The 26,222-nt window shown below is 65.6% G+C and carries 22 protein-coding genes and 3 tRNA genes; 22 read left to right on the top strand and 3 right to left on the bottom strand.

Annotated features, from left to right (window positions below; translation table 11 throughout):
* The first annotated feature begins 3 nt into the window (after nucleotides 1-3).
* From ppsA to PA01_14780, 4 genes are all read left to right on the top strand, one after another.
* A complete protein-coding gene (ppsA, locus tag PA01_14795; protein ID KON79748.1) occupies nucleotides 4-2,370 on the top strand; it encodes a phosphoenolpyruvate synthase in 2,367 nt (788 codons plus the stop codon).
* Nucleotides 2,371-2,452: 82 nt separating this feature from the next.
* Nucleotides 2,453-2,836: a pyridoxamine 5'-phosphate oxidase family protein gene (locus PA01_14790; protein KON79747.1), complete on the top strand. Its 384-nt coding sequence runs from the start codon at nucleotides 2,453-2,455 to the stop codon at nucleotides 2,834-2,836.
* A gap of 112 nt (nucleotides 2,837-2,948) precedes the next feature.
* Nucleotides 2,949-3,449, top strand: a complete 501-nt coding sequence (locus PA01_14785) for an LEA type 2 family protein (GenBank protein KON79746.1) — start codon at nucleotides 2,949-2,951, stop codon at nucleotides 3,447-3,449.
* Nucleotides 3,450-3,554: 105 nt separating this feature from the next.
* Nucleotides 3,555-4,343 carry a 3-hydroxybutyrate dehydrogenase gene (locus PA01_14780; GenBank protein KON79745.1) on the top strand — a complete coding sequence of 263 codons (789 nt, stop codon included), beginning with the start codon at nucleotides 3,555-3,557 and terminating at the stop codon, nucleotides 4,341-4,343.
* 94 nt (nucleotides 4,344-4,437) lie between these two features.
* Here the strand turns inward: PA01_14780 and PA01_14775 are convergent, their stop codons facing one another.
* A complete protein-coding gene (locus PA01_14775) occupies nucleotides 4,438-6,498 on the bottom strand; it encodes an NADPH-dependent 2,4-dienoyl-CoA reductase (GenBank protein ID KON79744.1) in 2,061 nt (686 codons plus the stop codon).
* Nucleotides 6,499-6,768: 270 nt separating this feature from the next.
* Between PA01_14775 and rimP the strand changes: the two genes are divergently transcribed.
* The 7 genes from rimP to pnp all read left to right on the top strand — a co-directional run bounded on the left by rimP (nucleotide 6,769) and on the right by pnp (nucleotide 15,474).
* Nucleotides 6,769-7,197 carry a ribosome maturation factor RimP gene (gene rimP, locus PA01_14770; GenBank protein ID KON79743.1) on the top strand — a complete coding sequence of 143 codons (429 nt, stop codon included), beginning with the start codon at nucleotides 6,769-6,771 and terminating at the stop codon, nucleotides 7,195-7,197.
* 26 nt (nucleotides 7,198-7,223) lie between these two features.
* Nucleotides 7,224-8,699, top strand: a complete 1,476-nt coding sequence (gene nusA / locus PA01_14765; GenBank protein KON79742.1) for a transcription termination factor NusA — start codon at nucleotides 7,224-7,226, stop codon at nucleotides 8,697-8,699.
* A 13-nt stretch (nucleotides 8,700-8,712) separates the two neighbouring features.
* A complete protein-coding gene (gene infB / locus PA01_14760; protein ID KON79741.1) occupies nucleotides 8,713-11,544 on the top strand; it encodes a translation initiation factor IF-2 in 2,832 nt (943 codons plus the stop codon).
* A 3-nt stretch (nucleotides 11,545-11,547) separates the two neighbouring features.
* Nucleotides 11,548-11,931 (top strand): 30S ribosome-binding factor RbfA, encoded by a 384-nt coding sequence (rbfA, locus tag PA01_14755; protein KON79740.1) that lies wholly within the window; start codon nucleotides 11,548-11,550, stop codon nucleotides 11,929-11,931.
* 6 nt (nucleotides 11,932-11,937) lie between these two features.
* Nucleotides 11,938-12,864, top strand: coding sequence for a tRNA pseudouridine(55) synthase TruB (gene truB / locus PA01_14750; protein KON79739.1), 927 nt, complete (start codon nucleotides 11,938-11,940; stop codon nucleotides 12,862-12,864).
* A gap of 78 nt (nucleotides 12,865-12,942) precedes the next feature.
* The gene (gene rpsO / locus PA01_14745; protein ID KON79738.1) at nucleotides 12,943-13,212 is read left to right on the top strand and encodes a 30S ribosomal protein S15; all 270 of its coding nucleotides are present in this window, start codon (nucleotides 12,943-12,945) and stop codon (nucleotides 13,210-13,212) included.
* A gap of 162 nt (nucleotides 13,213-13,374) precedes the next feature.
* Complete coding sequence (gene pnp, locus PA01_14740) at nucleotides 13,375-15,474, top strand: polyribonucleotide nucleotidyltransferase (GenBank protein ID KON79737.1); 2,100 nt, start codon at nucleotides 13,375-13,377, stop codon at nucleotides 15,472-15,474.
* A 98-nt stretch (nucleotides 15,475-15,572) separates the two neighbouring features.
* Here pnp and dksA read toward each other — a convergent pair whose 3' ends face one another.
* Entirely contained in the window at nucleotides 15,573-15,998 is a 426-nt protein-coding gene (dksA, locus tag PA01_14735) for an RNA polymerase-binding protein DksA (protein ID KON79736.1), read from the bottom strand.
* Nucleotides 15,999-16,178: 180 nt separating this feature from the next.
* Between dksA and PA01_14730 the strand changes: the two genes are divergently transcribed.
* The 3 genes from PA01_14730 to PA01_14720 all read left to right on the top strand — a co-directional run bounded on the left by PA01_14730 (nucleotide 16,179) and on the right by PA01_14720 (nucleotide 16,476).
* Nucleotides 16,179-16,255: transfer RNA gene (locus PA01_14730), tRNA-Pro, on the top strand.
* A 27-nt stretch (nucleotides 16,256-16,282) separates the two neighbouring features.
* Nucleotides 16,283-16,359: transfer RNA gene (locus tag PA01_14725), tRNA-Arg, on the top strand.
* Nucleotides 16,360-16,400: 41 nt separating this feature from the next.
* Nucleotides 16,401-16,476 (top strand) — tRNA-His (locus tag PA01_14720).
* A 13-nt stretch (nucleotides 16,477-16,489) separates the two neighbouring features.
* Here the strand turns inward: PA01_14720 and PA01_19055 are convergent.
* Nucleotides 16,490-16,711, bottom strand: a complete 222-nt coding sequence (locus tag PA01_19055) for a DUF504 domain-containing protein (GenBank protein KAI5912335.1) — start codon at nucleotides 16,709-16,711, stop codon at nucleotides 16,490-16,492.
* A 74-nt stretch (nucleotides 16,712-16,785) separates the two neighbouring features.
* On the opposite strand from PA01_19055, the gene PA01_14715 reads away from it, so the two are divergent.
* From PA01_14715 to PA01_14680, 8 genes are all read left to right on the top strand, one after another.
* Complete coding sequence (locus PA01_14715) at nucleotides 16,786-17,400, top strand: MOSC domain-containing protein (GenBank protein ID KON79735.1); 615 nt, start codon at nucleotides 16,786-16,788, stop codon at nucleotides 17,398-17,400.
* Nucleotides 17,397-17,975, top strand: coding sequence for an NnrU family protein (locus PA01_14710; protein KON79734.1), 579 nt, complete (start codon nucleotides 17,397-17,399; stop codon nucleotides 17,973-17,975). The genes PA01_14715 and PA01_14710 overlap by 4 nt, the downstream gene beginning before the upstream one ends.
* Before the next feature lie 431 nt (nucleotides 17,976-18,406).
* Nucleotides 18,407-18,733, top strand: a complete 327-nt coding sequence (locus tag PA01_14705) for a hypothetical protein (GenBank protein KON79733.1) — start codon at nucleotides 18,407-18,409, stop codon at nucleotides 18,731-18,733.
* A 750-nt stretch (nucleotides 18,734-19,483) separates the two neighbouring features.
* On the top strand, nucleotides 19,484-20,488 hold the full coding sequence (gene sbnA / locus PA01_14700; GenBank protein ID KON79732.1) for a 2,3-diaminopropionate biosynthesis protein SbnA: 1,005 nt from the start codon (nucleotides 19,484-19,486) through the stop codon (nucleotides 20,486-20,488).
* A gap of 8 nt (nucleotides 20,489-20,496) precedes the next feature.
* Complete coding sequence (gene sbnB / locus PA01_14695; GenBank protein ID KON79731.2) at nucleotides 20,497-21,510, top strand: 2,3-diaminopropionate biosynthesis protein SbnB; 1,014 nt, start codon at nucleotides 20,497-20,499, stop codon at nucleotides 21,508-21,510.
* Between the two features lie 5 nt (nucleotides 21,511-21,515).
* Nucleotides 21,516-23,270, top strand: a complete 1,755-nt coding sequence (locus tag PA01_14690; GenBank protein ID KON79730.1) for a siderophore biosynthesis protein — start codon at nucleotides 21,516-21,518, stop codon at nucleotides 23,268-23,270.
* Nucleotides 23,271-23,273: 3 nt separating this feature from the next.
* Nucleotides 23,274-24,479 carry an MFS transporter gene (locus PA01_14685; GenBank protein KON79729.1) on the top strand — a complete coding sequence of 402 codons (1,206 nt, stop codon included), beginning with the start codon at nucleotides 23,274-23,276 and terminating at the stop codon, nucleotides 24,477-24,479.
* A gap of 44 nt (nucleotides 24,480-24,523) precedes the next feature.
* Nucleotides 24,524-26,218, top strand: a complete 1,695-nt coding sequence (locus PA01_14680; protein KON79728.2) for an IucA/IucC family siderophore biosynthesis protein — start codon at nucleotides 24,524-24,526, stop codon at nucleotides 26,216-26,218.
* The last annotated feature ends 4 nt before the right edge of the window (nucleotides 26,219-26,222 follow it).

Raw genomic sequence — 26,222 nt, 5'->3', positions numbered from 1 at the left:
TTCATGACTCGTTACGTCATTCCCTTCACTGAACTGCGCATGTCGGACGTGGAGCAGGTTGGTGGCAAGAACGCCTCGCTCGGCGAGATGATCAGCCAGTTGCCTGCCAGCGTCCGGGTTCCCGGCGGTTTCGCGACCACTGCGGACGCGTTCCGTGAATTCCTGGCTCACCAGGGGCTTGCCGGGCGCATCGCTGCCGCGCTCGACGCGCTCGACGTGGATGACGTGGACACGCTGGCGAAGACCGGCGCGCAGATCCGCCAGTGGATCGTCGAGACGCCTTTCCCGGCCAAGCTCGAAGAGGAGATTCACGCAGCGTACAACGTGTTGACCGCCGAAGGCGAGGGGAGCTTCGCGGTGCGCTCGTCGGCGACCGCCGAGGATCTGCCCGACGCGTCGTTCGCCGGCCAGCAGGAAACCTTCCTCAACATCCACGGCTACGAGCACATCCTGCACGCGATGAAGGAAGTGTTCGCGTCGCTGTACAACGACCGCGCAATCTCGTACCGCGTGCACAAGGGCTTCACGCATGCCGAAGTCGCGCTGTCGGCGGGCGTGCAGCGCATGGTGCGCTCGGATACCGGCGCGTCGGGCGTGATGTTCACGATCGACACCGAATCCGGGTTCAACGATGTCGTCTTCATCACGGCGTCCTACGGGCTCGGCGAGACGGTCGTGCAGGGCGCGGTGAACCCGGACGAGTTCTACGTGCACAAGTCGACGCTCGCGCTCGGCAAGCCGGCGGTGATCCGCCGCAACCTGGGTTCGAAGCTGATCAAGATGGTTTTCGCCGACAAGAAGGAGGCGGGCAAGTCGGTCCGCACCGTCGATGTCGCCGAAGCGGACCGGGTCAAGTTCTCGCTGACCAACGACGACGTGCTCGAACTCGCGCGCTACGCCGTGATCATCGAGAAGCACTACGGCCGGCCGATGGACATCGAGTGGGGCAAGGACGGCGAGGACGGCAAGCTGTACATCCTGCAGGCGCGTCCCGAGACGGTGAAAAGCCAGTCTTCCGGGCACGTGATGGAAAAATACCGCCTCAAGCAGTACGGCAAGTCGCTGACGCACGGCCGCGCGATCGGCCAGAAGATCGGCGTCGGCACGGTGCGCGTCGTCAAGGATGCGTCGGAGATGAGCCGCGTCCAGGCCGGCGACATCCTCGTCACCGACATGACGGACCCGAACTGGGAGCCGGTGATGAAGCGCGCCAGCGCGATCGTCACGAACCGCGGCGGGCGCACCTGCCACGCCGCGATCATCGCGCGCGAGCTCGGCATCCCGGCGATCGTCGGCTGCGGCAACGCGACCGAAGTGCTCGACGAGGGCGACTCGGTGACCGTGTCGTGCGCCGAAGGCGACACCGGCTACGTGTATCGCGGCCGGCTCGACTTCGAGGTCGTCACGACCGACATGGGCAACCTGCCCGAAATTCCGGTCAAGATCATGATGAACGTCGGCAACCCGGAGCTCGCGTTCGAGTTCGCCCAGATTCCGAACGGCGGCGTCGGTCTCGCGCGCCTCGAGTTCGTCATCAACAACATGATCGGCATCCACCCGAAGGCGATCCTCGACCTCAACCAGGTGCCGGCGAGCCTGCGCGCCGAGATCCTGCGCCGCTCGCGCGGCTATGCGACGCCCAAGCAGTTCTTCATCGAGAAGCTCGTCGAAGGGGTCGCGACGATTGCCGCGGCGTTCTATCCGAAGCCGGTCATCGTGCGCATGTCGGACTTCAAGTCGAACGAATACCGCAAGCTCTTGGGCGGCGAGATCTACGAGCCGGAGGAAGAGAACCCGATGCTGGGCTTTCGCGGCGCGTCGCGCTACATCGCGCACAGCTTCCGCGACTGCTTCGAGCTCGAATGCACGGCGATGAAAAAGGTCAGGAACGAGCTCGGCCTGACGAACGTGCAGATCATGATTCCGTTCGTCCGCAACGTCGAGGAGGCCGCTGGCGTCGTCGAGCTGCTCGCCGAGCACGGCCTGAAGCGCGGCGTCAATGACCTCAAGCTGATCATGATGTGCGAGATCCCGTCGAACGCGCTGCTCGCCGATGCGTTCCTCGAACATTTCGACGGCTTCTCGATCGGCTCGAACGACTTGACGCAGCTCACGCTCGGCCTCGACCGCGATTCGGGCCTCGTCGCGCACGCGTTCGACGAACGCGACCCGGCCGTCAAGCAGCTGCTGTCGATGGCGATCCAGTCCGCGAACCGCCTCGGCAAATACGTCGGGATCTGCGGCCAAGGGCCGTCGGATCACGCGGATTTCGCCGAATGGCTGATGGACGAAGGCATCCAGACGATTTCGCTGAATCCGGACACGGTGATCGACACGTGGCTGAAGCTCGCCGCGCACGTCAAGAACTGATTCCGCGCGTCCGTCCCATCCAACGAGCGGCTCCGCGTGCGGAAGCCGCTCGATCCCTGCCATTCGCTGAAAAGGAACAACAATGAGCGCAATCGATGCCGTGACCCGGGAGCTCCTGGACAAGACCGAATTCGTGACCATCGTCACCGAAGGGCCGGACGGTCCCCACGTCGTCGGCAACTGGGGCGACTATCTGCGCCGGCTCGGATTCGACGAAGACCGGCTCGTCATGCCGGCCGGCTACTACCGCCAGACCGAGGACAACCTGCAACGCAACAATCGCGTCCAGGTGCTCGTCGCGTCCCGCGCCGTGCAGGGGAATCACGGTCCGGGCCAAGGCTGCGTGCTGCGGGGAACAGGCGCGATCCTGGAGCAAGGCGAACTTGCCGAGCGCGCGAAATCGGCTTTTCCGTGGGCGCGCGGCGCCCTCGTGATCACCGTCGAGAGCGTCCAGACCCAGCTCTGATCACCGTTCATCCGAGGCTGCCCCGAACCGCTTCACGTACGCCCGCGAACGAAGCGCTTCGAAGCCGACTCGTAAAGTCTTCCTCCGCTCGGTTCATCATGAGGTGCCGCTGATGCTCTCGCATCCAGGACCGGTTTCCGTCCGCATCCTTCTCGGCGTAGCGACGCTGCTGCTCGCGCTGGTGCTCGGTGGCTGCGCGGGAATGGCCGCTCGCGATCCCGTGCGCATCGCCGTCGTCGGGATCGACCCGCTCCGGGGCGAAGGCCTCGAGATGCGCTTCAACCTCAAGCTTCGGCTTCAGAACCCGAACGAGGCGCCGCTCGACTACGACGGCCTGGCAGTCGAGCTGGAGTTGAACGGCAAGCCGTTTGCGAGCGGTGTCAGTGGCACGAAAGGCAGCGTGCCGCGGTTCGGTGAAGCGCTGCTCAGCGTTCCCGTGACGGTTTCCGCCTTCACCGCGATGCGCCAAGCGCTCGCGCTCGTCGAGGGCGGTGCGCTCGACGGCGTGCCCTATCTTCTGCGCGGCAAGCTGGGCGGCGGCGCATTTGGCGTGACGCGCTTCAGCGAAAAAGGAACGCTGAGCCTCCCGGAGATCGACGATCCGGGCAAGTGAGGGGGCGGCAGGAGAGCGGGGCTTACGATCCTTCCTTGCTTTCACCGGTCGCGTACCCAGATTTCTATCTTTAACGGCTTGTCATTGAGGAAAGGAGTTTTTCCGATGAGCGAACGGCTGGATGGGAAAGTCGCTGTCGTCACCGGCGCCGGCAGCGGCATCGGCAAGGCGATCGCCGAGCATCTCGCGCAGGCAGGCGCGACAGTGGTGGTCACGGACCTCGACCTGAAGAGTGCCGACGAGGTGGCGCGCGGGATCGTCGCTCTGGGCGGGCAGGCGAGCGCGCTCGCGATGGACGTGACCGATGAAGCGGCCGTCGATCGCGGCATCGACGAAGTGGCGGCGAAATACGGCAGCGTCGACGTGCTGGTCTCGAATGCCGGCATCCAGATCGTCAACCCGATCGTCGCCTTCTCGTTCGCCGACTGGAAGAAGTTGCTCGCCGTCCATCTCGACGGCGCGTTTCTGACGACGCGCGCGGCGCTGCGGCACATGTACAAGGACAAGCGCGGCGGCGTCGTGATCTACCTCGGCTCGGTCCATTCCCACCTCGCGTCGCCGTTGAAGTCCGGATACGTGACCGCCAAGCATGGCCTGCTCGGGCTGGCGCGGGTGCTGGCGAAGGAAGGGGCGGTGCACGGCGTGCGCTCACATGTCGTCTGTCCGGGTTTCGTGCGCACTCCGCTGGTCGACAAACAGATCCCCGAGCAGGCGAGGGAGCTCGGGATCAGCGAAGAGGAGGTCGTCCGCAAGGTGATGCTCGGCGCGACCGTCGATGGAGCGTTCACGACGGTCGACGAGATCGCGCGCACCGTGCTGTTCCTCGCCACCTTCCCCGGCGCCGCGTTCACCGGCCAGTCGTTCATGGTGAGTCACGGCTGGTCGATGCACTGAGCGCGCGACGGTTCGTTCGCGCCTGCCGGCGGGCGTTTCGTCACGCACGCCCTGCATGCCCGCCGCTTTGTGAGCGATGCGGGCCGAGGGAAGCTCAGAGCGCGACTGCGACGCGCGTGCCTTGATCGATGGCGCGTTTCGCATCGAGTTCGGCGGCGACGTCCGCGCCGCCGATGCGGATCACCGGCACTTCGGCCGCCTGCAGCGGGGCCTCGAGGTCGCGCAGCGGATCCTGGCCGGCGCAGACGACGATGGTGTCGACCGGCAGGAGCTGCCTTTCGTCGCCTATGCGCAGGTGCAGGCCGGCGTCATCGATCTTCTCGTACCTGACGCCGGCGAGCATCTTCACGCCGCGGCGCGCGAGCAGCGTGCGCCGGATCCAGCCGGTGGTTTTCGCCAAGCCTTCACCGACCTTCGTCGGCTTGCGCTGCAGCAGCCACAGTTGTCGCGGCGGCTCTTCTTCCGACGCCGTCGCGAGTCCGCCGCGCCGTGCATAGGTCGCGTCGATGCCCCACTCGCGCCGGTAGTGCTCGATCGGGTCGTCGGCGAGGTCCGCATGAGTCAGGAATTCACTGACGTCGAAGCCGATGCCGCCCGCGCCGATGACCGCGACCGTCCGGCCGACCGCTTTTCGGCCGGTGATCACGTCGACATAGCTCGCGACTTTCCGATGGTCGATGCCGGGGATGTCCGGCGTGCGCGGCGAGATGCCGGTCGCGAGCAGCACGGTATCGAAACGGCCGACGAGATCGTCCGCAGCGACGCGCCGGCCGAGCTTCACTTCGACGCCGGCCTTGTCGAGCCGATGACGGAAGTAGCGCAGTGTCTCGGCGAATTCCTCCTTGCCGGGAATGTGCTTCGCGAGGTTGAACTGCCCGCCGATCTCGGCAGCGCTGTCGAACAGCGTGACGCTGTGGCCCCGTTCGGCAGCCGTCGCCGCCGCCGCCATGCCGGCCGGGCCGGCGCCGACCACGGCGACGCGCTTTTTCGCCGTCGCCGGCGCGATGACGAACTCGAGCTCACGGCACGCGATCGGGTTCACGAGGCACGTGCACGGCTTCGCTTCGAAAATGTGGTCGAGGCAGGCCTGGTTGCACGCGATGCAGGTGTTGATCTGCGCGGCCTCGCCTGCTGCGGCCTTGACGACGAAATCCGGGTCGGCGAGGAACGGCCGCGCCATCGACACCATGTCGGCGTCGCCGCGCGCGAGGACGTCCTCGGCGACTTCCGGCGTGTTGATGCGGTTCGAGGTGATCAGCGGGATGCCGACTTCGCCTTTCATGCGCCGCGTCACCCAGCTGAACGCGCCGCGCGGGACCATCGTCGCGATCGTCGGGATGCGCGCTTCGTGCCAGCCGACGCCGGTGTTGATCAGCGTCGCGCCCACCGCTTCGACGGCTTTCGCCAGCGCGACGATTTCTTCCCACGGCGCGCCGCCCTCGACGAGGTCGAGCATCGACAGCCGATAGATGATGATGAATTCGGCGCCGACGCGCTCGCGCACGCGCCGCACGATCTCTACCGGAAAGCGATGCCGGTTGCCGACGCTGCCGCCCCAGCGGTCGGTGCGGTGGTTCGTGTGCGGCACGGTGAACTCGTTGATCAGGTAGCCTTCCGACCCCATCACCTCGACGCCGTCGTAACCGGCGCTTTGGGCCAGCGCCGCGCAGCGCGCGTAGTCGTCGATCGTGCGCTCGATGTCGGCTTCGCTCATCTCGCGCGGAGTGGCCGGGGAGATCGGCGCTTTCAGCGCCGACGGTGCGACCGCGCCACGATGGTAGGCGTAGCGCCCGGTGTGCAGGATCTGCATGCAGATCTTCCCGCCCTCGGCATGCACCGCCGCGGCGATCGGGCGATGATGCGCGACCTCTTCCTCGTTCGTCAGCACCGAGGCGCCGGGAAAGATCACGCCGTCCGCGTTGGGCGCGATGCCTCCGGTGACGATCAGCCCGACTCCGCCGCGCGCGCGCCGCGCGTAGAACGCGGCGAGTTTCTCGAAGCCGTTGCCGGATTCTTCCAGACCGGTATGCATCGACCCCATCAGCACGCGGTTCTTCAGCGTGCAAAAGCCCAGATCGAGAGGCTCGAGCAGGTGCGGATAGTCGCTGCCCGGCGTGGCCTGGGTCGGTCGGGGCGCCGAAAGGGGGTGCGTCATTACGGTCTCCTGATGATGTTTTGCACGGGGAACGTACGGGGGCGTATTGAAGCCATCGCGCCGATGATAGAGCGGGATCCGGAAGAGGACCAGCGGTGGAGCGCTGCCGCGCTGGACGGGGAACATCGGCGAACAGGGGGCGAATTGCCTGTTGCCCGGATAGCAGTTATAATTTTAGGGCTTTGGCGGGTCTAATTTTCGGTCCTCCAGTTTTCAGTTGGGAATCAACAGGGATGGGCGTTAGCCCATTTTTTATTTGTGGGCGTGGAAATGGACGTCGAAGGTCTGGTTGAACAGGTTGTCAGCGGGCTCGGCTTCGAGCTGGTCGATTTCGAGACTTCCCCGAAAGGGCGGCTGATGCGCGTTTTCATCGATATCGAGCGCGGCGTGACGGTGGATGATTGTGCCACGGTCAGCAATCAGCTCACCCGCGTGTTCGAAGTCGAGAACGTCGACTACGACCGGCTCGAAATCTCCTCGCCCGGCCTTGATCGGCCGCTAAAAAAAACCGCCGACTTCGAACGCTTCGCGGGCGACGAAGTGCAGGTGCGGCTACGCATGCCGATCGGCAATCAGCGAAATTTCATCGGGGTGCTCGAGGGACTGAGCGAAGGCGTGGTGCGATTGCGCACCGAGAAAGGCGAAGTTGCCTTTCCCTTCGATGAAATCGAGAAAGCACGCCTGGTGCCCAAGTTTTGAGCTTTCGGATGTGGAGGTTTTGATTAATGAGCCGCGAGATATTGCTGCTTGTGGATGCGCTGGCGCGCGAAAAGAATGTGGCCAAGGACATCGTCTTCGGCGCACTGGAGAGTGCGCTCGCCTCCGCAACCAAGAAACGCATCAACGATGAAGCCGACGTGCGCGTGACGATCGACCGCGATACCGGCGACTACGAGTCTTTCCGGCGCTGGGTCGTGATGCCCGACGAGGAGGTCGTCAACGACGAAGCCGAGATGGGCATCATCGACGCCCGCGAGATGGTCCCCGGCATCGAACTCGGGGAATACATCGAGGAGCCGCTCGAGCCGATCGATTTCGGTCGCATCGGCGCCCAGGCGGCCAAGCAGGTCATCCTGCAGCGCATCCGCGACGCCGAGCGCGAACAGATTCTGAACGACTTCCTCGAACGCAAGGAACATCTGGTTTCGGGCTCGATCAAGCGCATGGAGCGCGGCAACGCGATCATCGAGATCGGCCGGCTCGAAGCCGTGATTCCGCGCGACCAGATGATTCCGCGGGAAAACCTGCGCGTCGGCGACCGCGTCAAGGCGTTCCTGCTGCGCATCGATCGGGGCGCGCGGGGCCCGCAGCTGATCCTGTCTCGCACCGCGCCGGAATTCGTCGGCAAGCTCTTCGAGCTCGAAGTGCCGGAAATCGAGGACGGGCTGCTCGAGATCAAGGCCTGCGCGCGCGACCCGGGCCTGCGGGCGAAAATCGCGGTGCAGTCGAACGACCCGCGCATCGATCCGATCGGCACGTGCGTCGGTCTGCGCGGTTCGCGCGTCACCGCGGTGCGCAACGAGATTGCCGGCGAGCAGATCGATATCATCGTCTGGTCGGCCGATCCGGCGCAGTTCGTCATCGCAGCCTTGCAACCGGCCGAAGTCGTGTCCATCGTCGTTGACGAGGAAAGCCACGCGATGGACGTCGTGGTCGACGAGAACAACCTGGCGATCGCGATCGGGCGCAACGGGCAGAACGTCAAGCTCGCATCCGAACTCACGGGCTGGACGATCAATCTGATGAGCGAGGAAGAGTCCGCGCAGAAGACCGGCCAGGAACGCGAAGGGCTGCGCGAGCTGTTCATGGAAAAGCTCGATGTCGATGATGAACTCGCGGACATCCTGATCGACGAAGGTTTCTCGTCGCTCGAGGAAATCGCCTATGTGCCGCTCGCCGAAATGCTCGAGATCGAGGCTTTCGACGAGGGTACGGTCAACGAGCTGCGCAATCGGGCTCGAAACGTGCTTCTTACCGAGGCGATCGTCACGGAAGAGCATCTGGAGAATGTTTCCGACGACCTGATCAACCTGGAAGGAATGGACAAGCCGCTTGCCGCCACGCTGGCCCGGCACGGTGTCCTGACCCGGGATGATCTGGCCGACCTGGCTGTGGATGAGCTGGTCGAGATCGCCGGGATCGATCAAGAACGGGCAAGTGCGTTGATTTCGGTCGCGCGGGCGCACTGGTTCGAAGAATGACGGGAGGGCATTGATGGAACAGATGAGCGTAACCCAGTTCGCCGGCGAACTTAAGATGCCGGCCTCGGTGCTGCTCGAGCAGTTGCAGAAGGCCGGAGTCGAGAAGAGCGGTGCCGACCAACTGCTGACTGAACAGGACAAGGCCAGACTGCTCGAATATCTGCGCCGGTCTCACGGCCAGAGCCAGCCGAAAGGCAAGATCACCCTGACCCGCAAGCAAACGTCGGAAATTCGCGCGACCGATTCGTCGGGCCGCGCCCGCACCGTCCAGGTCGAAGTGCGCAAGAAGCGCGTCTTCATGAAACGCGATGACGTGAGCCCCGAGACGGGCACGCTCGAGAGCGCGCAGATCGAAGAGGAAACCGCAGACCTGGCGATGGGGGAAATCGAGCCCGCACCCGACACCGAAAACATCGTCGAGCCCGTCGCGGAAGTCACTCCCGAACCGGAACCGGTGCGCGAACCCGAGCCGGAACCCGAGCCCATCGTCGAACCGGAACCCGAACCCGAGCCGGAACCCGAGCCGGAACCTGAACCCGAGCCTCAGCCCGAACGCGAACCGGCCACCGTGGAAGCTTCCGTATCGGCAAAAACCGAGGCTCCCGCTCGCGCGCCGTCTAGGGCGCCGCTGCGCGTGTCGATCCTGAGCGACGAAGAACGCGCTGCCCGCGAACGTGAAGCGCGACGGCACGAAGAGTTGCGCGCTCGCCAGGCTGCTGACCTCAAGGCAAAGCAGGATCGCGAAGCGGCGGCACGTGCGGCTGCCGAAGCACGCCGTGCCGAAGAAGAGGCACGGGTGCGCGCGGAGGCCGAGCGGCGTGCCGAAGCAGCCAAGCCGCAGGTCAAGGAAGCCCCCAAGGCGCCCGTCGGCACGCTGCACCGCCCCGCCAAGACCGAGGAAAAACCCGCCGGCAAGGACGCGAAGCGAACCGCACGTGGCGAGACGGCTGGGGAAAGCGCGAAGCGCCGCGGCCTGAAGACCCGCGGAGAAGTCGGTGCCACGACCGGATCGTGGCGCGGCGCGCGCGGCGGCGGCAGGCGCGGCGCGCAGGACGAGCACAAGAGCTTCCAGGCGCCGACCGAACCGGTGGTGCGTGAAATTCACGTGCCGGAAACCATTTCCGTCGCCGACCTCGCGCACAAGATGTCGGTCAAGGCCGCCGAGGTCATCAAGATTCTCATGAAGATGGGATCGATGGTGACGATCAACCAGGTGCTCGATCAGGAAACGGCGATGATCCTGGTCGAGGAAATGGGGCACAAGGCGTTCGCCGCGAAGCTCGACGACCCGGATACCTACCTCGAGAGCGCCGAAGCGCATCACGACGCGAGCGTCGAGCCGCGCGCGCCGGTCGTCACCGTCATGGGCCACGTCGACCACGGCAAGACGTCGCTGCTCGACTACATCCGGCGCGCGAAAGTCGCGTCCGGTGAGGCGGGCGGCATCACGCAGCACATCGGCGCATACCACGTCGAGACGCCGCGCGGCATGCTCACGTTCCTCGATACGCCGGGCCACGAGGCGTTCACCGCGATGCGTGCCCGGGGCGCGAAAGCGACCGACATCGTCATTCTGGTGGTCGCTGCCGACGACGGCGTGATGCCGCAGACGCGCGAAGCGATTCACCACGCGAAAGCGGCCAACGTTCCGCTCGTCGTCGCGGTCAACAAGATCGACAAGCCCGACGCCAATCCGGATCGCGTCAAGCAGGAACTCGTCGCCGAAGGCGTGCTGCCCGAGGAATACGGCGGCGACGTGATGTTCATCAACGTGTCGGCGAAGACGGGCGAGGGCATCGACCCGCTGCTCGAAGCCGTGCTGCTGCAAGCCGAAGTGCTCGAACTGACGGCGCCGGTCGATTCTCCCGCGAAAGGCCTGATCATCGAGGCGCGGCTCGACAAGGGCCGCGGCCCGGTCGCCTCGTTGCTCGTGCAGTCGGGGACGTTGCGCAAGGGCGACGTGATGCTCGTCGGGGCGACGTTCGGCCGCATTCGGGCGATGCTCGATGAGAACGGCAAGCCAATCGACCACGCCGGTCCGTCGATTCCGGTCGAAGTTCTCGGCCTGTCGGACGTGCCGGCTGCGGGCGATGAGGCGATCGCGCTGGCCGACGAGAAGAAGGCGCGCGAAATCGCGCTGTTCCGCCAAGGCAAGTACCGCGAGGTCAAACTCGCGAAGCAGCAGGCGGCGAAGCTCGAAAGCATGTTCGAACAGATGGCCGAAGGCGAAGTCAAGACCTTGCCGCTGATCATCAAGGCGGACGTGCAGGGTTCGCAGGAAGCCCTGGTGCAGGCGTTGAACAAGCTGTCGACCGACGAAGTGCGGGTCAACGCGATCCACTCCGCGGTAGGCGCGATCTCGGAATCGGACGTCAACCTCGCGCAGGCTTCCGGAGCGGTCATCATTGGCTTCAACACCCGTGCCGATGCCGGCGCACGCAAGCTGGCGGAAACTTTCGGTGTCGATATCCGTTACTACAACATCATCTATGACGCGGTCGACGAAGTGAAGGCCGCGCTCTCCGGGATGCTGGCCCCCGAACGCCGCGAGAACGTCATCGGCCTGGTCGAAGTGCGCCAGGTGTTCAAGGTGCCGAAAGTCGGAACGGTCGCAGGCTGTTATGTGCTCGAAGGCGTCGTCAAGCGCGGGTCGCAGGTACGCGTTCTTCGCAACCACGTCGTCATCCACACCGGCGAGCTCGAGTCGCTCAAGCGCTTCAAGGACGACGTCAAGGAGGTCAAGTTCGGTTTCGAATGCGGCCTTTCGATCCGCAACTTCAACGACGTCCAGGAAGGTGACCAGCTCGAGGTGTTCGAGATTCAGGAAATCGCCCGGACCCTGTAAATCATGCCCAAGGAGTTTTCCCGAAGCCAGCGCGTCGCGGAGCAGATCCGCCGCGAGCTGGCGGAGCTGATCCGGCTCGAAGTGAAGGACCCGCGCGTCGGGTTCATCACTTTGACCGACGTCGAGATCACGCCCGATTACGCGCACGCGAAAGTCTTTTTCACGTCGATGAAGGGCGAGGAAGGGCTCGACGAGATTCTGACGGGGTTGCGCCGCGCGAGCGGTTTTCTGCGTCGCGAGCTCGGCAAACGGGTGCGCATCCACACGCTGCCCGAGCTGCATTTTAATTACGACAGTTCGGTCGAGCGCGGCAGCCGCATGTCGCAGCTCATCGACCAGGTGGTCCGGGATGATGACGCCCGCCACAAGGACGATCCGGAGAGCTGAGCAGATTTGAAAGCCTCGAAACAATTCCGGCATCAGCGCCGGATCGTCGACGGCGTCCTGCTGCTCGACAAGCCCCGCGGCCTGACGTCCAACGCCGCTTTGCAGACGGCGCGCCGTCTCCTGAACGCAGCGAAGGCAGGGCATACCGGAACGCTGGACCCGATGGCAACCGGATTGCTGCCGCTGACTCTTGGCGAGGCGACGAAGTTCTCGCAGATGCTGCTCGATGCCGACAAGGCCTACGAGGCCACGGTGCGGCTCGGCATCGAAACGGCGACCGGCGACGCGGAAGGCGTGGCGATCGCAACCGCTCCGGTGCACGTGACGGACGATTCGATCCGTCAGGCGCTGGCGGCGCTGACCGGTGCAATCGAGCAGGTGCCGCCGATGTATTCGGCGCTCAAGCGCGACGGCAAGCCCCTTTACGAATATGCCCGCGCCGGGATCGAAGTCGAGCGCGCCGCGCGCCCGGTGACGATCCATTCGCTCGAACTGCTCGGCGTGGAGGGTGATTCGTTGCGGATCCGCGTCGATTGCAGCAAGGGAACCTATATCCGCACGCTGGCAATCGACCTGGGCCGCCTGCTCGGTTGCGGCGGGCATCTCACCGAATTGCGGCGGACAAGGATCGGATCCTTCAACGTGGACGAGGCCGTCACGCTCACGGCGCTGGAAGCGGTGCCTCCGGAGTCGCGCGCCGGGCTGCTGGCGCCGGTCGATGCGCTGGTGGTTCATCTGCCGCGCATCGAACTCGGTGCCGCCGAGGCCGGGCTGCTTCTGCAGGGACGCGCGCTTGCGGCTCACGGTGGCGCAGCGGGGCTGGTGCGCATTTACGGCGAAGGCCGTTACCTCGGGCTGGGGGAATGCGACGGAAACGGCACGTTGTCGCCAAAACGTCTCGTTTCGACGGTCGCCACAGCGCAACAATCTTGATAACGATTGAGTTTTCCGGGCAGCGTTCGGTATAATCGTCCGCTTCTGATTGGCAGAACGAAAAGAGTAAACACCCACATGGCTCTCGATACCGCATCCAAGTCGCAGATCGTCACCGACTTCCAGCGCGCCCAAGGCGACACCGGTTCCCCGGAAGTCCAGGTCGCGCTTCTCACCGCCCGCATCAATGGGCTGACCGGTCACTTCAAGGCCAACGCGAAGGATCACCACTCGCGCCGCGGTCTGCTCAAGATGGTCAGCCAGCGCCGCAAGCTGCTGGACTACCTGAAAGGCAAGAACGCCGACAGCTACCGCAACCTGATCGAGCGTCTGGGTCTGCGCAAGTAATCACGCTGGCCGTGGCGAGTCCGACAGCGCTGAAAAAGGCAACTTAAGCCGGCAAGCCGGTGCGCGCCCCACGGGGCCGCACCGGCTTTGTTTTTGCGGCGTCGGATTTGTCAAACATCGCAGTTGTAGTTTGCTGCACCATTTATCGAGAGGATCTTCACTTTGCCTACCGCTATCAAGAAAACCTTCGCGTACGGTGCCCATACCGTAACGCTCGAAACAGGCGAGATCGCTCGCCAGGCCGGCGGTGCCGTGATCGTCAACATGGACGACACGATCGTGCTGGCCACGGTCGTCGCCGCCAAGGAGGCCAAGGCGGGACAGGATTTTTTCCCGCTTACCGTCGACTACGTCGAGAAATTCTACGCCGCGGGGCGCATCCCGGGCGGCTTCTTCAAGCGTGAAGGCCGTCCCACCGAGAAGGAAACGCTGACCAGCCGCCTGATCGACCGTCCGATCCGTCCGCTTTTCCCGGAAGGCTTCTATAACGAAGTCCAGGTCATCATCACCGTGCTGTCGCTCAACCCGGAAGTCGATCCGGACATCCCGGCGATGATTGGCGCGTCGGCCGCGCTGGCGATTTCCGGCGTTCCGTTCGACGGCCCGATCGGCGCATGCCGCGTCGGCTATGGCGACGGCCAGTACCTGCTCAACCCGACGGTCGAACAGCTCAAGACCAGCCAACTCAACCTGGTGGTCGCCGGTACCGAAGCGGCCGTGCTGATGGTCGAATCGGAAGCCAGGGAACTGTCGGAAGAAGTCATGCTCGGTGCGGTAATGTTCGGCCACCAGCAGATGCAGGTCGCAATCCGCGCGATCAACGAGCTCGTCGAAGTGGCAGGCAAGCCCGAATGGGACTGGCAGCCGCCGGCGAAAAACGAGCCGCTGATTGCCCGCATCAAGGAACTGGCCGGCGCCCAGCTCGAAGAAGCGTTCCGCATCACGAGCAAGCAGGCCCGCACCCAGCGCATCAACGAGATCCGCAAGCAGACGTTCGGGGTCGTGGCCGACGGGCTCGAAGTGCCGCCGAGCGGCAACGAGCTCAAGGACATCTTTCACGATCTCGAAGCCGGGGTCGTCCGCAGCCGCATCCTCGCGGGCGAGCCGCGCATCGACGGACGCGACACGCGTACCGTGCGCCCGATCGATATCCGCGTCGGCGTGCTGCCGCGCACGCACGGGTCGGCGCTGTTTACGCGCGGTGAAACCCAGGCCCTCGTCATTGCGACGCTGGGCACCGGGCGCGACGAACAGATCATCGACGCGATCGCCGGCGAGTACCGCGAAAGCTTCATGCTGCATTACAACTTCCCGCCGTTCTCGACCGGCGAAACCGGTCGCATGGGCGTAACGAAGCGCCGCGAGGTCGGACATGGCCGCCTCGCCAAGCGCGCGCTGATCGCCGCGCTGCCGGCCGACGAGGACTTCAGCTACACCGTGCGCGTCGTGTCCGAGATCACCGAGTCGAACGGTTCGAGCTCGATGGCTTCGGTATGCGGAGCGTCGCTGGCGATGATGGACGCCGGTGTGCCGATGAAGGCGCACGTCGCAGGCATCGCGATGGGCCTGATCAAGGAAGGCAATCGCTTCGCCGTCCTGACCGACATTCTCGGTGACGAGGATCACCTCGGCGACATGGACTTCAAGGTCGCGGGCACTGAGAACGGCATCACCGCGCTGCAGATGGACATCAAGATCCAGGGCATCACGAAGGAAATCATGCAGGTCGCCCTGGCCCAGGCCGGCGAGGGACGGATCCATATCCTCGCGCTGATGAAGCAGGCGCTGGCCTCGCATCGCGGCGAAGTGTCGGAGTTCGCGCCGCGCATGCTGACGATGAAGATCAATCCGGAGAAAATCCGCGATGTCATCGGCAAGGGCGGAGCGGTGATCCGCGGGCTGCAGGAAGAAACCGGTACCGTCATCGAACTGCAGGACGACGGCAGCGTCACGATCTCGTCGGTCAGCGCCGAAGGTGCGCAGCTCGCGAAGGAAAAGATCGAGGCGATCACGGCCGAAGTCGAAGTGGGCAAGGTCTACAACGGTACCGTCGTCCGGCTCCTGGATTTCGGGGCGATCGTCAACATCATGCCCGGGCGCGATGGGCTTCTGCACGTCTCGCAGATCGCGAACGAGCGGGTCAATAACGTCGCCGACTATGTGAAGGAAGGGCAGGCGGTGCGCGTCAAGGTGCTGGAGACCGACGAGCGCGGCAAGATTCGCCTGAGCATGAAGGCACTGCTGGATCAGCCGGCCGAGTAAGCGACGAATCGGACTGAAGAAAAAGGGACGCCATGGCGTCCCTTTTTCATGTGGTGGTCCCGGGGTGGTGACGTCGCCGGGAAGCAGAAGGGAGCCGTTTACTTCGCCACCTGGCGTTCGCGCATTTCTTCCAGCGTCTTGCAGTCGATGCACATCGTCGCAGTCGGACGCGCCTCGAGGCGCTTCAGGCCGATTTCGACCCCGCAGCTGTCGCAATAGCCGTATTCACCCGCGTTGATCCGGCCCAGCGCTTCGTCGATCTTCTTGATCAATTTTCGCTCACGATCCCGGTTGCGCAACTCGAGCGCAATATCGGATTCCTGGCTCGCACGGTCGTTCGGGTCGGCAAACACCGTGGCTTCGTCCTGCATCGTGTGCACCGTGCGTTCGATGTCCCCGACCAGTTCCTGTTTGACCGTTTCGAGCATGCTGCGGAAGTGAGCCAGCTGCTTCTCGCTCATGTACTCCTCGCCTTCGGCGGGAACATAGGGCGGGAATTGCTTTTGCAGGGTGTCGTCTGGCATGACTTCGACTTCCGGTTGGTAATTGAAGGAAGCGAACTAATAGCAGAATCTTCTGCAACGAGCAAGCAAGTGCCTGTCCCGAGCAGCATCGGCCCCGCTCGCGAGCCTCGCATCAACAACTTCATGCCCCAAGAAACATGTTTGACGCACGCCCGCCAACTGTGTATTATTCGCCGCTCTCGGGGTGTAGCGCAGTCCGGTAGCGCGCTTGCTTTGGGAGCAAGATGTCGGGGGTTCGAATCCCTCCACCCCGACCAGCTAACCCCGAAATGCCCGCGGGATTTCTGCCCGTAGCTCAATTGGATAGAGCACCGGCCTTCTAAGCCGGGGGTTACAGGTTCGATCCCTGTCGGGCAGGCCAAATGGTTTTTTGGTTGCAGAGTTTCTGCAACCTTGAAAGTGGCGGCATTAGCTCAGTTGGTAGAGCACTGGATTGTGGCTCCAGTTGTCACCGGTTCGATCCCGGTATGTCGCCCCAAATATTCAAGCATTTAGAGAAGTGCAGTATCCAGATCGGTTGTAGAACGATCTACAAAAGCGGGCCCGCCAATGAGCGGGCCCGCTTGTTTTTTAACGGTTTCGCACTGGATTGGTGAGTACTCAATTCTCGGGGCGGCCGACGCGACGCGGTCGCGATAGCCGATGACGAACTCGCCGCGGCCGCAGGCGGAGGCCCAGCGGATGCGGGCGAGCAGTGCGTGGATCGGAATCATGGCGTGCGCTGGGGCGGGGGACGGCAGGCGCGGTAGGATGATGCATCCGCCGTGTTTCATCCGCACTGACCGCCATGCCGCCTGCCCGTTCCGCCGCCGCCTCCGCTGCCGAGCCTGTTGCCCTGCGCACGCTGACACGCCGCTTCGCTCACGCCGGCCGGCTCGAAGCGATCCTGTTGCGCCCGGCGCGACGGGCTGCGGCGCAGTCGGTGAGCGAGGCGCGAGCGCTGGCCGGCCGCGGACTCGCCGGGGACCACCGCGCCGCCTCCGGCCGCGGCGGCGGCAAGCGCCAGCTGAGCCTGATCCAGGCCGAGCATCTGGCGGCGATCGGGGCGCTGGCGGGCCGCAACGAGGTCGATCCGGCGCTGCTGCGGCGCAACCTGGTGGTCTCCGGCCTCAACCTGCTCGCTGCGCGCACGCTGTTCCGCGACCAGCCGCTGGTGCTGCGCATCGGCGCCGAGGTCGTGCTCGAGCTCACCGGCGTCTGCGAACCCTGCTCGCGCATGGAGGAGGCGCTCGGCCCCGGCGGCTACAACGCGATGCGCGGCCACGGCGGCGTCGCCGCGCGCGTCCTTATTGGCGGCGTGCTGCGCATTGGCGACGCGGTCGTCTGTGAAGCGGCGCCGCCTGCGGCCGCGGCGCCCGGTGCCGACCCGCCCCTCACAACCCGCCCGGAGAACCCCAAATGATCGCCCTGATCCTCGGACTGCTGCTGTTCTTCAGCACCCATTCGGCGCGCATCTTCGCCGAGGACAACCGTGCCCAGTACATCGCCCGCTACGGCCTGGCTAAATGGAAGCTGGCCTACTCGCTCGCCTCCGCGATCGGCCTCGGACTGATCGTGTGGGGCTACGGCGCGGTGCGGCTCGACCCGCTCGTGCTGTGGGCGCCGCCGCCGTGGACGCGGCACCTGGCCGCGGTGCTGACGCTGCCCGCCTTCATCCTGATCGCCGCCGCCTACGTGCCCGGCACGCGACTGCGGGCGAAGCTCGGCCACCCGATGGTGCTCGGCGTGCAGCTGTGGGCGCTCGCGCACCTGCTCGCCAACGGCGCGCTCGCCGACCTGCTGCTGTTCGGCTGCTTCCTGGTGTGGGCGATCGCGAGCTTCGTCGCCGCGCGCCGGCGCGATCGGGCGCAGCGGGTGATGCGGGGGGATGGGGCGCTGGGTTGGGATGCGGTGGCGGTGGGGGTCGGGGCGGGAGTGTGGTTCGTGTTTGCGCGCCACCTGCACGGGGTGTTGTTCGGGGTGGTGCCATTTGGGTGAGGGGGCGGGGTCCGGCTGACGGTAGCCGCGCGACTGTTGGCTAGGGCGTCATGCGGGCGGCGATGCAGGTCAGCGACGATGTGGAGGCCGTCCCGATCGTGGGGCGGGCCTTCCATCATGCAGTTCGTCGCGCTCGATCGATACTGCTCCGGGGCCGTAGCGCAATCTGCCGACAATTTCACGCACCCCATCGACACCGTGGACAGCGCATTCCAAATCGGCTCAGACCAGCAATCGGCGGTCCGTTCGGCATTCAGCCGGGCGAAATAATTGCTGCTTGGGAACCTGAGCTGAGGGGATCTCCAGCGCTGCATGCACCTTGTTTCATTGCTGAAGACTCCTCAGCGGCCGTCGACACAGCCGCTTCCAGGCCTTGCGGGCTTTGGCAGCGCGGGATATCGGCGATTTTCCGGCACCATGAGGAGTTCGAAATGAAAGCAAGAGCACTGTTCGTCGCGCTCGGCTCTGCCGCGCTGTTGAGCTTCACGCCTGTCGTTTCTGCACAGCAGTCGGGCGTGGTCAACGTCGAGTTGCGAAATGTGGCGAACAATATCGCCAAGAACATCAACGTCGACGTGAGTCAGATTCCCGTGACCGTCCAGGCGCCCGTGAGCGTCGCCGCCACCGTGTGCGGGATCGAAGCTGCGGTACTGACGCAGCAGGCGGCGGGCGGGAATGCGACCTGCACGGCCAAGAGCACTTCCTCCGCTCTGGACCAAATCGTCCAAACTCAACTGAAAGGAACCACGCAAAAGTAAGGGCGAGCTTGTGGCGACCGGCATTGTTACCCGCGACGCCGTGGCACGATCTTCGCGTTGTGCCCGGCGTTGTCACGAGCGAGACGGGGAACTGCGGGAGTGGGCGCAGCCGAGCCGAGTCGTCACGGTCCAGGGTTCAATTTGATCACTCTGAGGCCGACAAGGTGCCTTGGCACCGACCCGGCCGGCAGCGGCAAAATCGGGTGCGCTCGGCCAGCCCTTGCCGCGCAAAGCCGGTCCTTGGCTCGGGGTTCGATCGTGAGCGGACGGGTTGGAAGAACATCAGATAGGCGGCATTGACATGAGAAATGAGAAGCATTAGCATTCGTGCTCACATCATTACTGCTCGAGAGGGTACATACCCCGCTCAACACTCGAATCGCGATTCGCCAGCGCCGGATTCGCCTTCCTCCCAGCGGGGAAGCGCTTCTGAGCGCGAACGGTAACGCGGGGTGAGCCTGTCGTCTTTAGGCGACAGGTGGAGAGTGGTCTGTTCGTTGTGGTACCGACGGCGTTGCCGTCCGAACACGCGGGTTTCTCGTCAGCCAGCCACGCCTTCCCAGGCGAGCCAGCCAGTTGCCAACGGCTTCATTGGGGAGGTGTCATGTCATTTGGTTCACCTGAAATACATGCAGGCGCATGCGTTATGGAGTCGGCTTGCCTGCTTCCTGTGCGTAGGCAGGCGCATTTACCGAGACATTTGCCGGCGCGAGACTTCTTCGCCGCTCCGACTGCGGGGAGGAGGGCGTCATGATCCTCGACAGCATTCTCGACGACGTCGGGGCCACCCCGATCGTGCGCCTGTCCCGCCTGTTCCGTGGCTCGCGGTGCGAAGTCCTTGCCAAGATGGAGCTGTGCAATCCAGGCGGCAGCGTCAAGGACCGGCCGGCGCGCTACATCATCGAACGCGGACTTGCCGACGGCAGCATCCCGCCCGATGCGCACATCGTCGAAAGCTCCTCGGGCAACCTGGCGATCGCGCTGGCGATGGTGTGCCGGCTTCGCGGACTTCGCTTCACTGCGGTGGTGGACCCGAAGATCTCGCCGACCAATCTTCGCATCATCCGCTGCTATGGCGGGAACATCGAGCAGGTCACCGAAAAGGATCGCCAGGGCGGCTACCTGGAGACACGCATCGAATGCGTCAAGCAGATGCTGCGCGAGCGGCCGGGCACGGTATGGATCAACCAGTACGCCAACGAGCGCAACTGGCAGAGCCACTACCACGGCGAGGGCGAGGAGATCCTGCGTGAGCTGGACCGGCCGGTGGACTACCTCGTGCTGGGGGTCAGCACGTCCGGCACCTTGCACGGCATCGCGCGACGACTGCGCGAGGCGTGGCCGAACCTGAAAGTTGTCGCGGTCGACGCCGCCGGGTCGGTGCTGTTCGGTGCGCCGCCCTGCCCACGGGAGCTGCCCGGGATCGGTGCCAGCCGGGTGCCGGAGCTGTTGCGGCGCGACGAGATCGGCGACGTTATCCATGTCGACGATTACGAATCGGGGCTCGCCTGCCGCGAGCTGGTCAGGCACGAAGGCATTTTCGCCGGCGGCTCATCGGGCTCGGTGATCGCCGCGATCCAGCGCCTCTCCGCCCGTCTGCACCATTCCGCCCGCATCCTCACGATCCTCCCGGATCGCGGCGAGCGCTACCTCGACACGGTCTACAACGACGAGTGGCTGTCGCGCATGAGAGACCGCCACCTCGCGCACCGCCGCGAAACTTCCCTCAACTCGACCCTTGGACAAGCCGCATGACAAACACGATGAGTTCCACGCAACTGCTCTACCTCAGCCGTCGCGACTTGGTTGAACTGGGCGGCGGCCGTTCGCAGCCTTACGTCGACGCGATTGCGGAAGGCCTCGCCGCGCATGCCCGCGGTGCCTACGTGCAGCCGCTCAAGCCCTATCTGCGCTGGCCGGGCGCCGACCACATCGCCGACCGCATCATCGCGATGCCATGCTATCTGGGTGGCGAGGATCCGATCGCGGGGCTGAAGTGGATCGGCAGCCGCCAGCACAATCCGGTGCGCTTCGGCCTCGAGCGCGCCAGCGCGGTGGTGGTGCTGAACGACGCGCAGACCAACTACCCGATCGCGATCATGGAAGGCGGCTTGCTCAGCGGCATGCGGACCGCCGCGATCACCGCCGTCGGCACCCGGCATCTCGCCCGCAGCGGCTTCACCGACGTCGCCTGCATCGGCTGCGGCCCGATCGCCCGCATGCAGATGCAGACGCTGCTCGAGCAGTTCCCGTCGATCGAACGTCTCCATCTGTTCGATCTTTCGCCGTCTGCCGCAGAGGCGCTGTCGCGCACGCTGAAGGAAAGCTTCCCCAAGGTTGCGATGCTGCGCGCCGTTTCGGCCGAAGCCGCAGTGCGCGAGGGCGACGTCGTCGTCACCTGCACCGTGGCCGACGCGCCTTACCTGGCCTTCGAGTGGCTCAAGGCCGGCGCCTTCGTCAGCAACGTGTCCATCATGGACGTGCACAAGGACGTCTACGAGAAGGCCGACAAGGTCGTCGTCGACGACTGGGATCAGTCCAACCGCGAGAAGAAGATCATCAACCAGCTCGTGCTCGAAGGGCGTTTCAGCCGCGAGCGCCTGCACGCCGAGCTCGGCGAGATCGTCATCGGCGAGCGGCCGGGCCGCGAGCGCGACGACGAGATCATCCTCCTCAATCCGATGGGCATGGCGATCGACGACCTCGTCTGCGCACGGCATTTCTACCGGCTTGCGCAGGCACAGGGCGCCGGCACCCGTTTGCCGCTCTACGGCTGACCTGCATGCCGAACATGCCCTCTCACTCTTACGAGCGCCGCCTGCTCCAGGACCTCTTCGATGCGCTCTGGCTCGAGGATCTCTACGGCTTCCGCAGCCAGTGCCGCTTTCACGCTGCGGTAGAGGGGGAGGCGGTCGTCGAAGTGGAATTGAGCCCGGGGCGGGTGCTGCGCTGGCACGGCCGCCAGGCCGGGGGTGTGCGCCCGTTCCGGGTTTCGGAGCGCGGCGTCGCCTCGCCGGGTGCGTCCCAGTCGGCCAGACTCGCCCCCGTCGAAGTTGCCGAAACGCTGCAGACTGCCGACTGGTGGAAGGAGTCGACCGGCCGCTTCGCCCGCTTCTTCAGCCTGGCGAGCGACCAGGCCAAGCTCGCTGCCACGCACGAACCGGGCATTCTGGCAAAGCTCGCCGCCGCTCCGGACGACCTGCTCTCGTGGGAAACGTTGAGTTGTCTGAAAGACCGCCCTTTCCACCCCTTGGCACGCGCCAAGGACTGGGGCGACAGCGACGGTTCGGCTTATGCCGCCGAGGCGGCGGCGCCCATCCCGCTGCAATGGGTCGCCGTGCGACGGGATCAGGTGCGAGGCAGCACCGACGCCGTCGGTCAGCCCGTCGCGGAAGCGCTGCTCGACCCTGCGCAGCATGAGCGGCTTGCCGCCGCCGCCCGCGCGCGCGGCGCCGAGGGCGATGCGTGGTTGTGGATGCCGGTGCACCCCTGGCAGTGGGCGCACCTCGAACGGCGCGCATCGCCGCCGCTCGCCCAGTGTATCGACCTTGGTACCGGGCCAGGGACGGCGATTCCGACCGCCTCGCTGAGATCGCTCGCCGTCGTTGGCCGTCCGGCCACGCACCTCAAGCTTGCGCTCTCGGTCAATGCGCTGGGCGCCGTCCGAACGCTGCCGCCGCGCTACCTGCACAACGCGACGCTCGCCCGCGCCTGCCTCGAGAATCTGCGCGAGCGGGACGAGTGGCTGGCGTCGCATCTGCTGCTGTGCGACGAGAACCACTGGTGGGCGCTGCGCCAGTGCGACGCGCTCGAAACCGAACCGGGCGAGCTCGCCTGCCTGGTTCGCCGCTACCCCTCACTGCCCGACGCGCGGCTGATTCCGATGGCGGCCCTGCCGGTCGTCACCGCCGACGGCGCGCTGCCTGCGTTCGACCTGCTCCTGGGGCCGTTGGCCGAGGAAGACGACGCGTGGGCACTGTTCGCCGATGTGGTGGGTGCCCTGCTGGAGTTGGGCTTGCGCTGCCTCGCTTACGGCGTCATGCCCGAGCTGCACGGGCAGAACGTGCTGCTCGCGTTCCGTGGCTGGCGCATTGCCGCGCTCGTCCTGCGCGACCACGACACCTTGCGCATCTGCCCGCCGCTGATGAACGCGCAGGGGGCGGCGGTGCCGGACTACGTCGTCGACCGCCGCACTCCCAACACGCTGGAGCTCGCGACGCCGCGCGAGCTGCTCGCCTACCTGCAGACCCTCGCCATCGAGGTGAACCTCTACGCCGTGATCGCCGCCCTGTCCGATCGTTACGGCCGGGACGAGGCGCGCGGCTGGCGGATTCTCGGCGGCGTCCTGGAAGCCTGCCTGGCGCGCGTGCCGCTGCCGGCGGCGATCGCCGCCTCGACCCGCAGCCTGTTGCTGGACGAACCGGGCTGGCCTTTCAAGCAGGTGTTGGCGCCGTTGCTCGGTCGCGCGAGCTTCGGCACCGGCATGCCCAGTGCCATGGGGCGCATCGACAATCCGCTTCTTCCCGCTCGGAGCTGAGCGATGGACTCCGTGCCGCTGCCTTCGCGCAACCTCGCGCTGCTGCTCGCCTGCCAGGCGGTGACGACGCTCGGCTTGATGGTGCTGGTGCCGATCATGCCACTGTATGTCGCGACGCTGAGCGGGGTCGATGCCGTCGGCGCGGCGCGCTGGAGCAGTCTGGCGCTGGCGGCGCCGGCCCTCGGCACCCTGTGCTTCGCTGCGTCAGTCGGCAAATGGTGCGACCGCTTCGGCTATCGCCGCATGCTGCTCACCTCGCTGGCGGTGTTCATCGGCAGCATGCTGTTGATGGCGCTGAGCCCGAATGTCTTCGGCTTCATGCTGGGTCGCCTGCTGCAGGGCTTCAGCACCATCGGCGTGGTTCTCACCGCTTTCATCGGTCACGCCAGCGCGGAAACTTCACGGGGGCGCGCGCTGGGGCTGCAGGAGAGCGCGATCGCCTGCGGCTGCCTGGCCGGGCCGGTGCTCGGTGGCGTGATGCTCGACTACTGGTCGCTGGCTCCGCTGCTGATCACCACGGCGGTCGCGACCGGCATCGCCGGCCTGTTGCTGTGGAGCCAGCTCAGCGAGCCCGCCAGAGCCTCGCCGACCGCCGACGCGCCGCCTTTCGCCGGCCTGTGCGGCGTGCTCGCCGACGCCGACCTGCGCAACTGGATGGTCGCCGCGTGCCTGGCTCAGGCCGCTGCCTTCGCGCTGGTCAACGTGTTCGCGCTCTACCTCGCTGCGCGCTTTCCCGCGACCGACGCCATCGCCAGCAAGACCGGGCTGCTGCACGCGCTGGGCTGGCTCGCCGCGATGTTCGCGGCCCCGCTGTGGGGCCATGTAAACGACCGAGGCGATCCTCGGCGCCATTTCATCCTGGCCGCCCTCGGCTGCGGGCTGTCCATCGGCCTGCTGGGGATAGTCGATCAGATGTGGCTGGTCGCGTTGCTGCGCGTCGTTCAAGGCGCCTGCTACGCAGCCCTGGCGCAGTCGATGCTGCTCGCCTGCAGCCGGCAATTGCCGGCCTCGGCCTACGGCCACCTGACCGGACTGAGCAGGAGCTTCATGGTCCTCGGCCAATTGCTCGGCCCGCTCCTGGTCATGCTGCTGATGCCGACGCTCGCGCCGGCAAACCTGTTGTGGGCGGTCGCGGCCCTGTTCCTCGCCACCGGCCTGCTGGCCTGCGGCGGCCGCCACGCCGTTCTCGCCAGCCGTCTGCAAAGTTAAAAGGAAGGATCGGAATGTCCTCACGCCTGCTAGAACTTCCTCCAGTGGAACGCCGCCTGGTGGAGCAGTACTTCAACACGTATTGCCGCGAGACCGGGCGCTTCGACCCGCGTCTTGCGCCTGACGAGACGGGTCCGGCGGACTTGCGTCCGCAGTTCGAGGAGTGGGGCGCCGCCGGGCTGATGCCGTTTCTGCTGCGGTTCGACGGCAGCGGGAACTGCCTGGCGGGCGCCCTGAGCCACTTCTCGTCGATCGGCTACCATCGCCTGGCGCCGTTCGCCTTGATCGGCTGCGACTGCAACTGGCAACCGCTCGTCGAGGCGACGCCGCTCGCCGACCTGATCGCCGCCGCCCTTGGCGCCGCGGGGCGCCATCGTGTGGACGTCGCGGAGCGCTGCCGCGCGCGCCTGCAGAGCTTGATGCGCAACAGCCTGGATCACGTGCGCCGCTTTCACCAGCCCGCGCCCGCGGCGCCGCGCCCGCCTTTCGTGGCCGCGGAGCAGGCGCTGCGTTTCGGCCACATTTTCCATGTCACATCCAAGGCTTCCGAGGGGTTCAGCGAGGCGGACCTGCAACGCTACGCGCCCGAGCTGGGCGCCTCCTTCCGCCTGCACTATTTCGCGGTGACTGCAAACCTGATCGAGGCGCAGACGGTGAATGGAGACGTCCCGCCGCTGGACCCCGAGGCCGCGCGCGGTGCGGCCAAGTGGCTCGACAGCGGAGATTACCGGTTGCTGCCCTGCCATCCGTGGCAGGCCGAATACCTCCTCGGCCTGCCCGAAATCGATGCGCTGAAGCAGAACGGCGCGCTCGTCCCGCTCGGCCCGCTAGGGGAGAAGGTGTGGCCCACGTCTTCGGTCCGCACGGTGTGGCTGCCGCGCCGCAACGTCTTCCTCAAGCTGTCGCTGAACATCCGCATCACCAACTTCGTGCGCAACAACCCGTCGGAACAGGTCGAGCGCGCCCTGGACGCCAGCCGGGCGCTGTCGCTGCTGCTGCCGCACGCGCTCGAATCCGCTGCTTTCCGCGTCCTGCCCGAGATTGCCAGCCAGACGCTGAAGTTGCCCGACGAGGCGCTGCGCGCCGCCTGCGCGGTGGTGTATCGGCAGGCGATGCCGGCCGAGGAAGCCGAGCATGTGCGGGTGCTGGCCGCGGTACTGGAAGAACCGGCCGGGGGCGAGATTCCGCTGCTCGCGCTGCTGCGGCAGGCGGCCGGGGAGGGCGCGCTCGACGAGGCGCTGGTGCGCGCGTGGTGGGCGCGCTACCTCGACGTGACCCTGCTGCCCTTGCTTAAGCTCTTTGTCGAATACGGCATCAGCCTCGAAGCGCACCTGCAGAATGCGATGGTCGCCTTTCGCGACGGCTGGCCGACGCGCGGCTACGCGCGCGACATGGAGGGCACGAGCATCAGCCGAAAGCGCTTCCCCCGGCTCGACCGCATCAAGCCCGACAGTCCGGTGCTGTACTCGGAAGAGCAGGCTTGGCACCGCTTCCAGTACTACGTGGTGGTCAACCACATCGCCCAAGCGATCGCTTGCCTGGGACGCACCGGCCTCGTCACCGAGGGCGTGCTGTGGCAGGACACTGCTGCGCGCCTCACGGCGAGTGGCGATCCGCTGGCGCTGCAACTGGTTGCGCGCCCGACGCTGCCGGCCAAGGCCAACCTGCTCAGCAGCTTCGATCAACAGGGAGAACGGCCGAGCTGGGTCGACCTTCCCAACCCCATGTTTCAAAGGTAATCCC

Source organism: Azoarcus sp. PA01 (assembly GCA_001274695.2).
Classification (GTDB): Bacteria; Pseudomonadota; Gammaproteobacteria; order Burkholderiales; family Rhodocyclaceae; genus Aromatoleum.
Note: the sequence above shows the minus strand (reverse complement) of the source record. Positions and strands in the feature narration are given on the sequence as shown.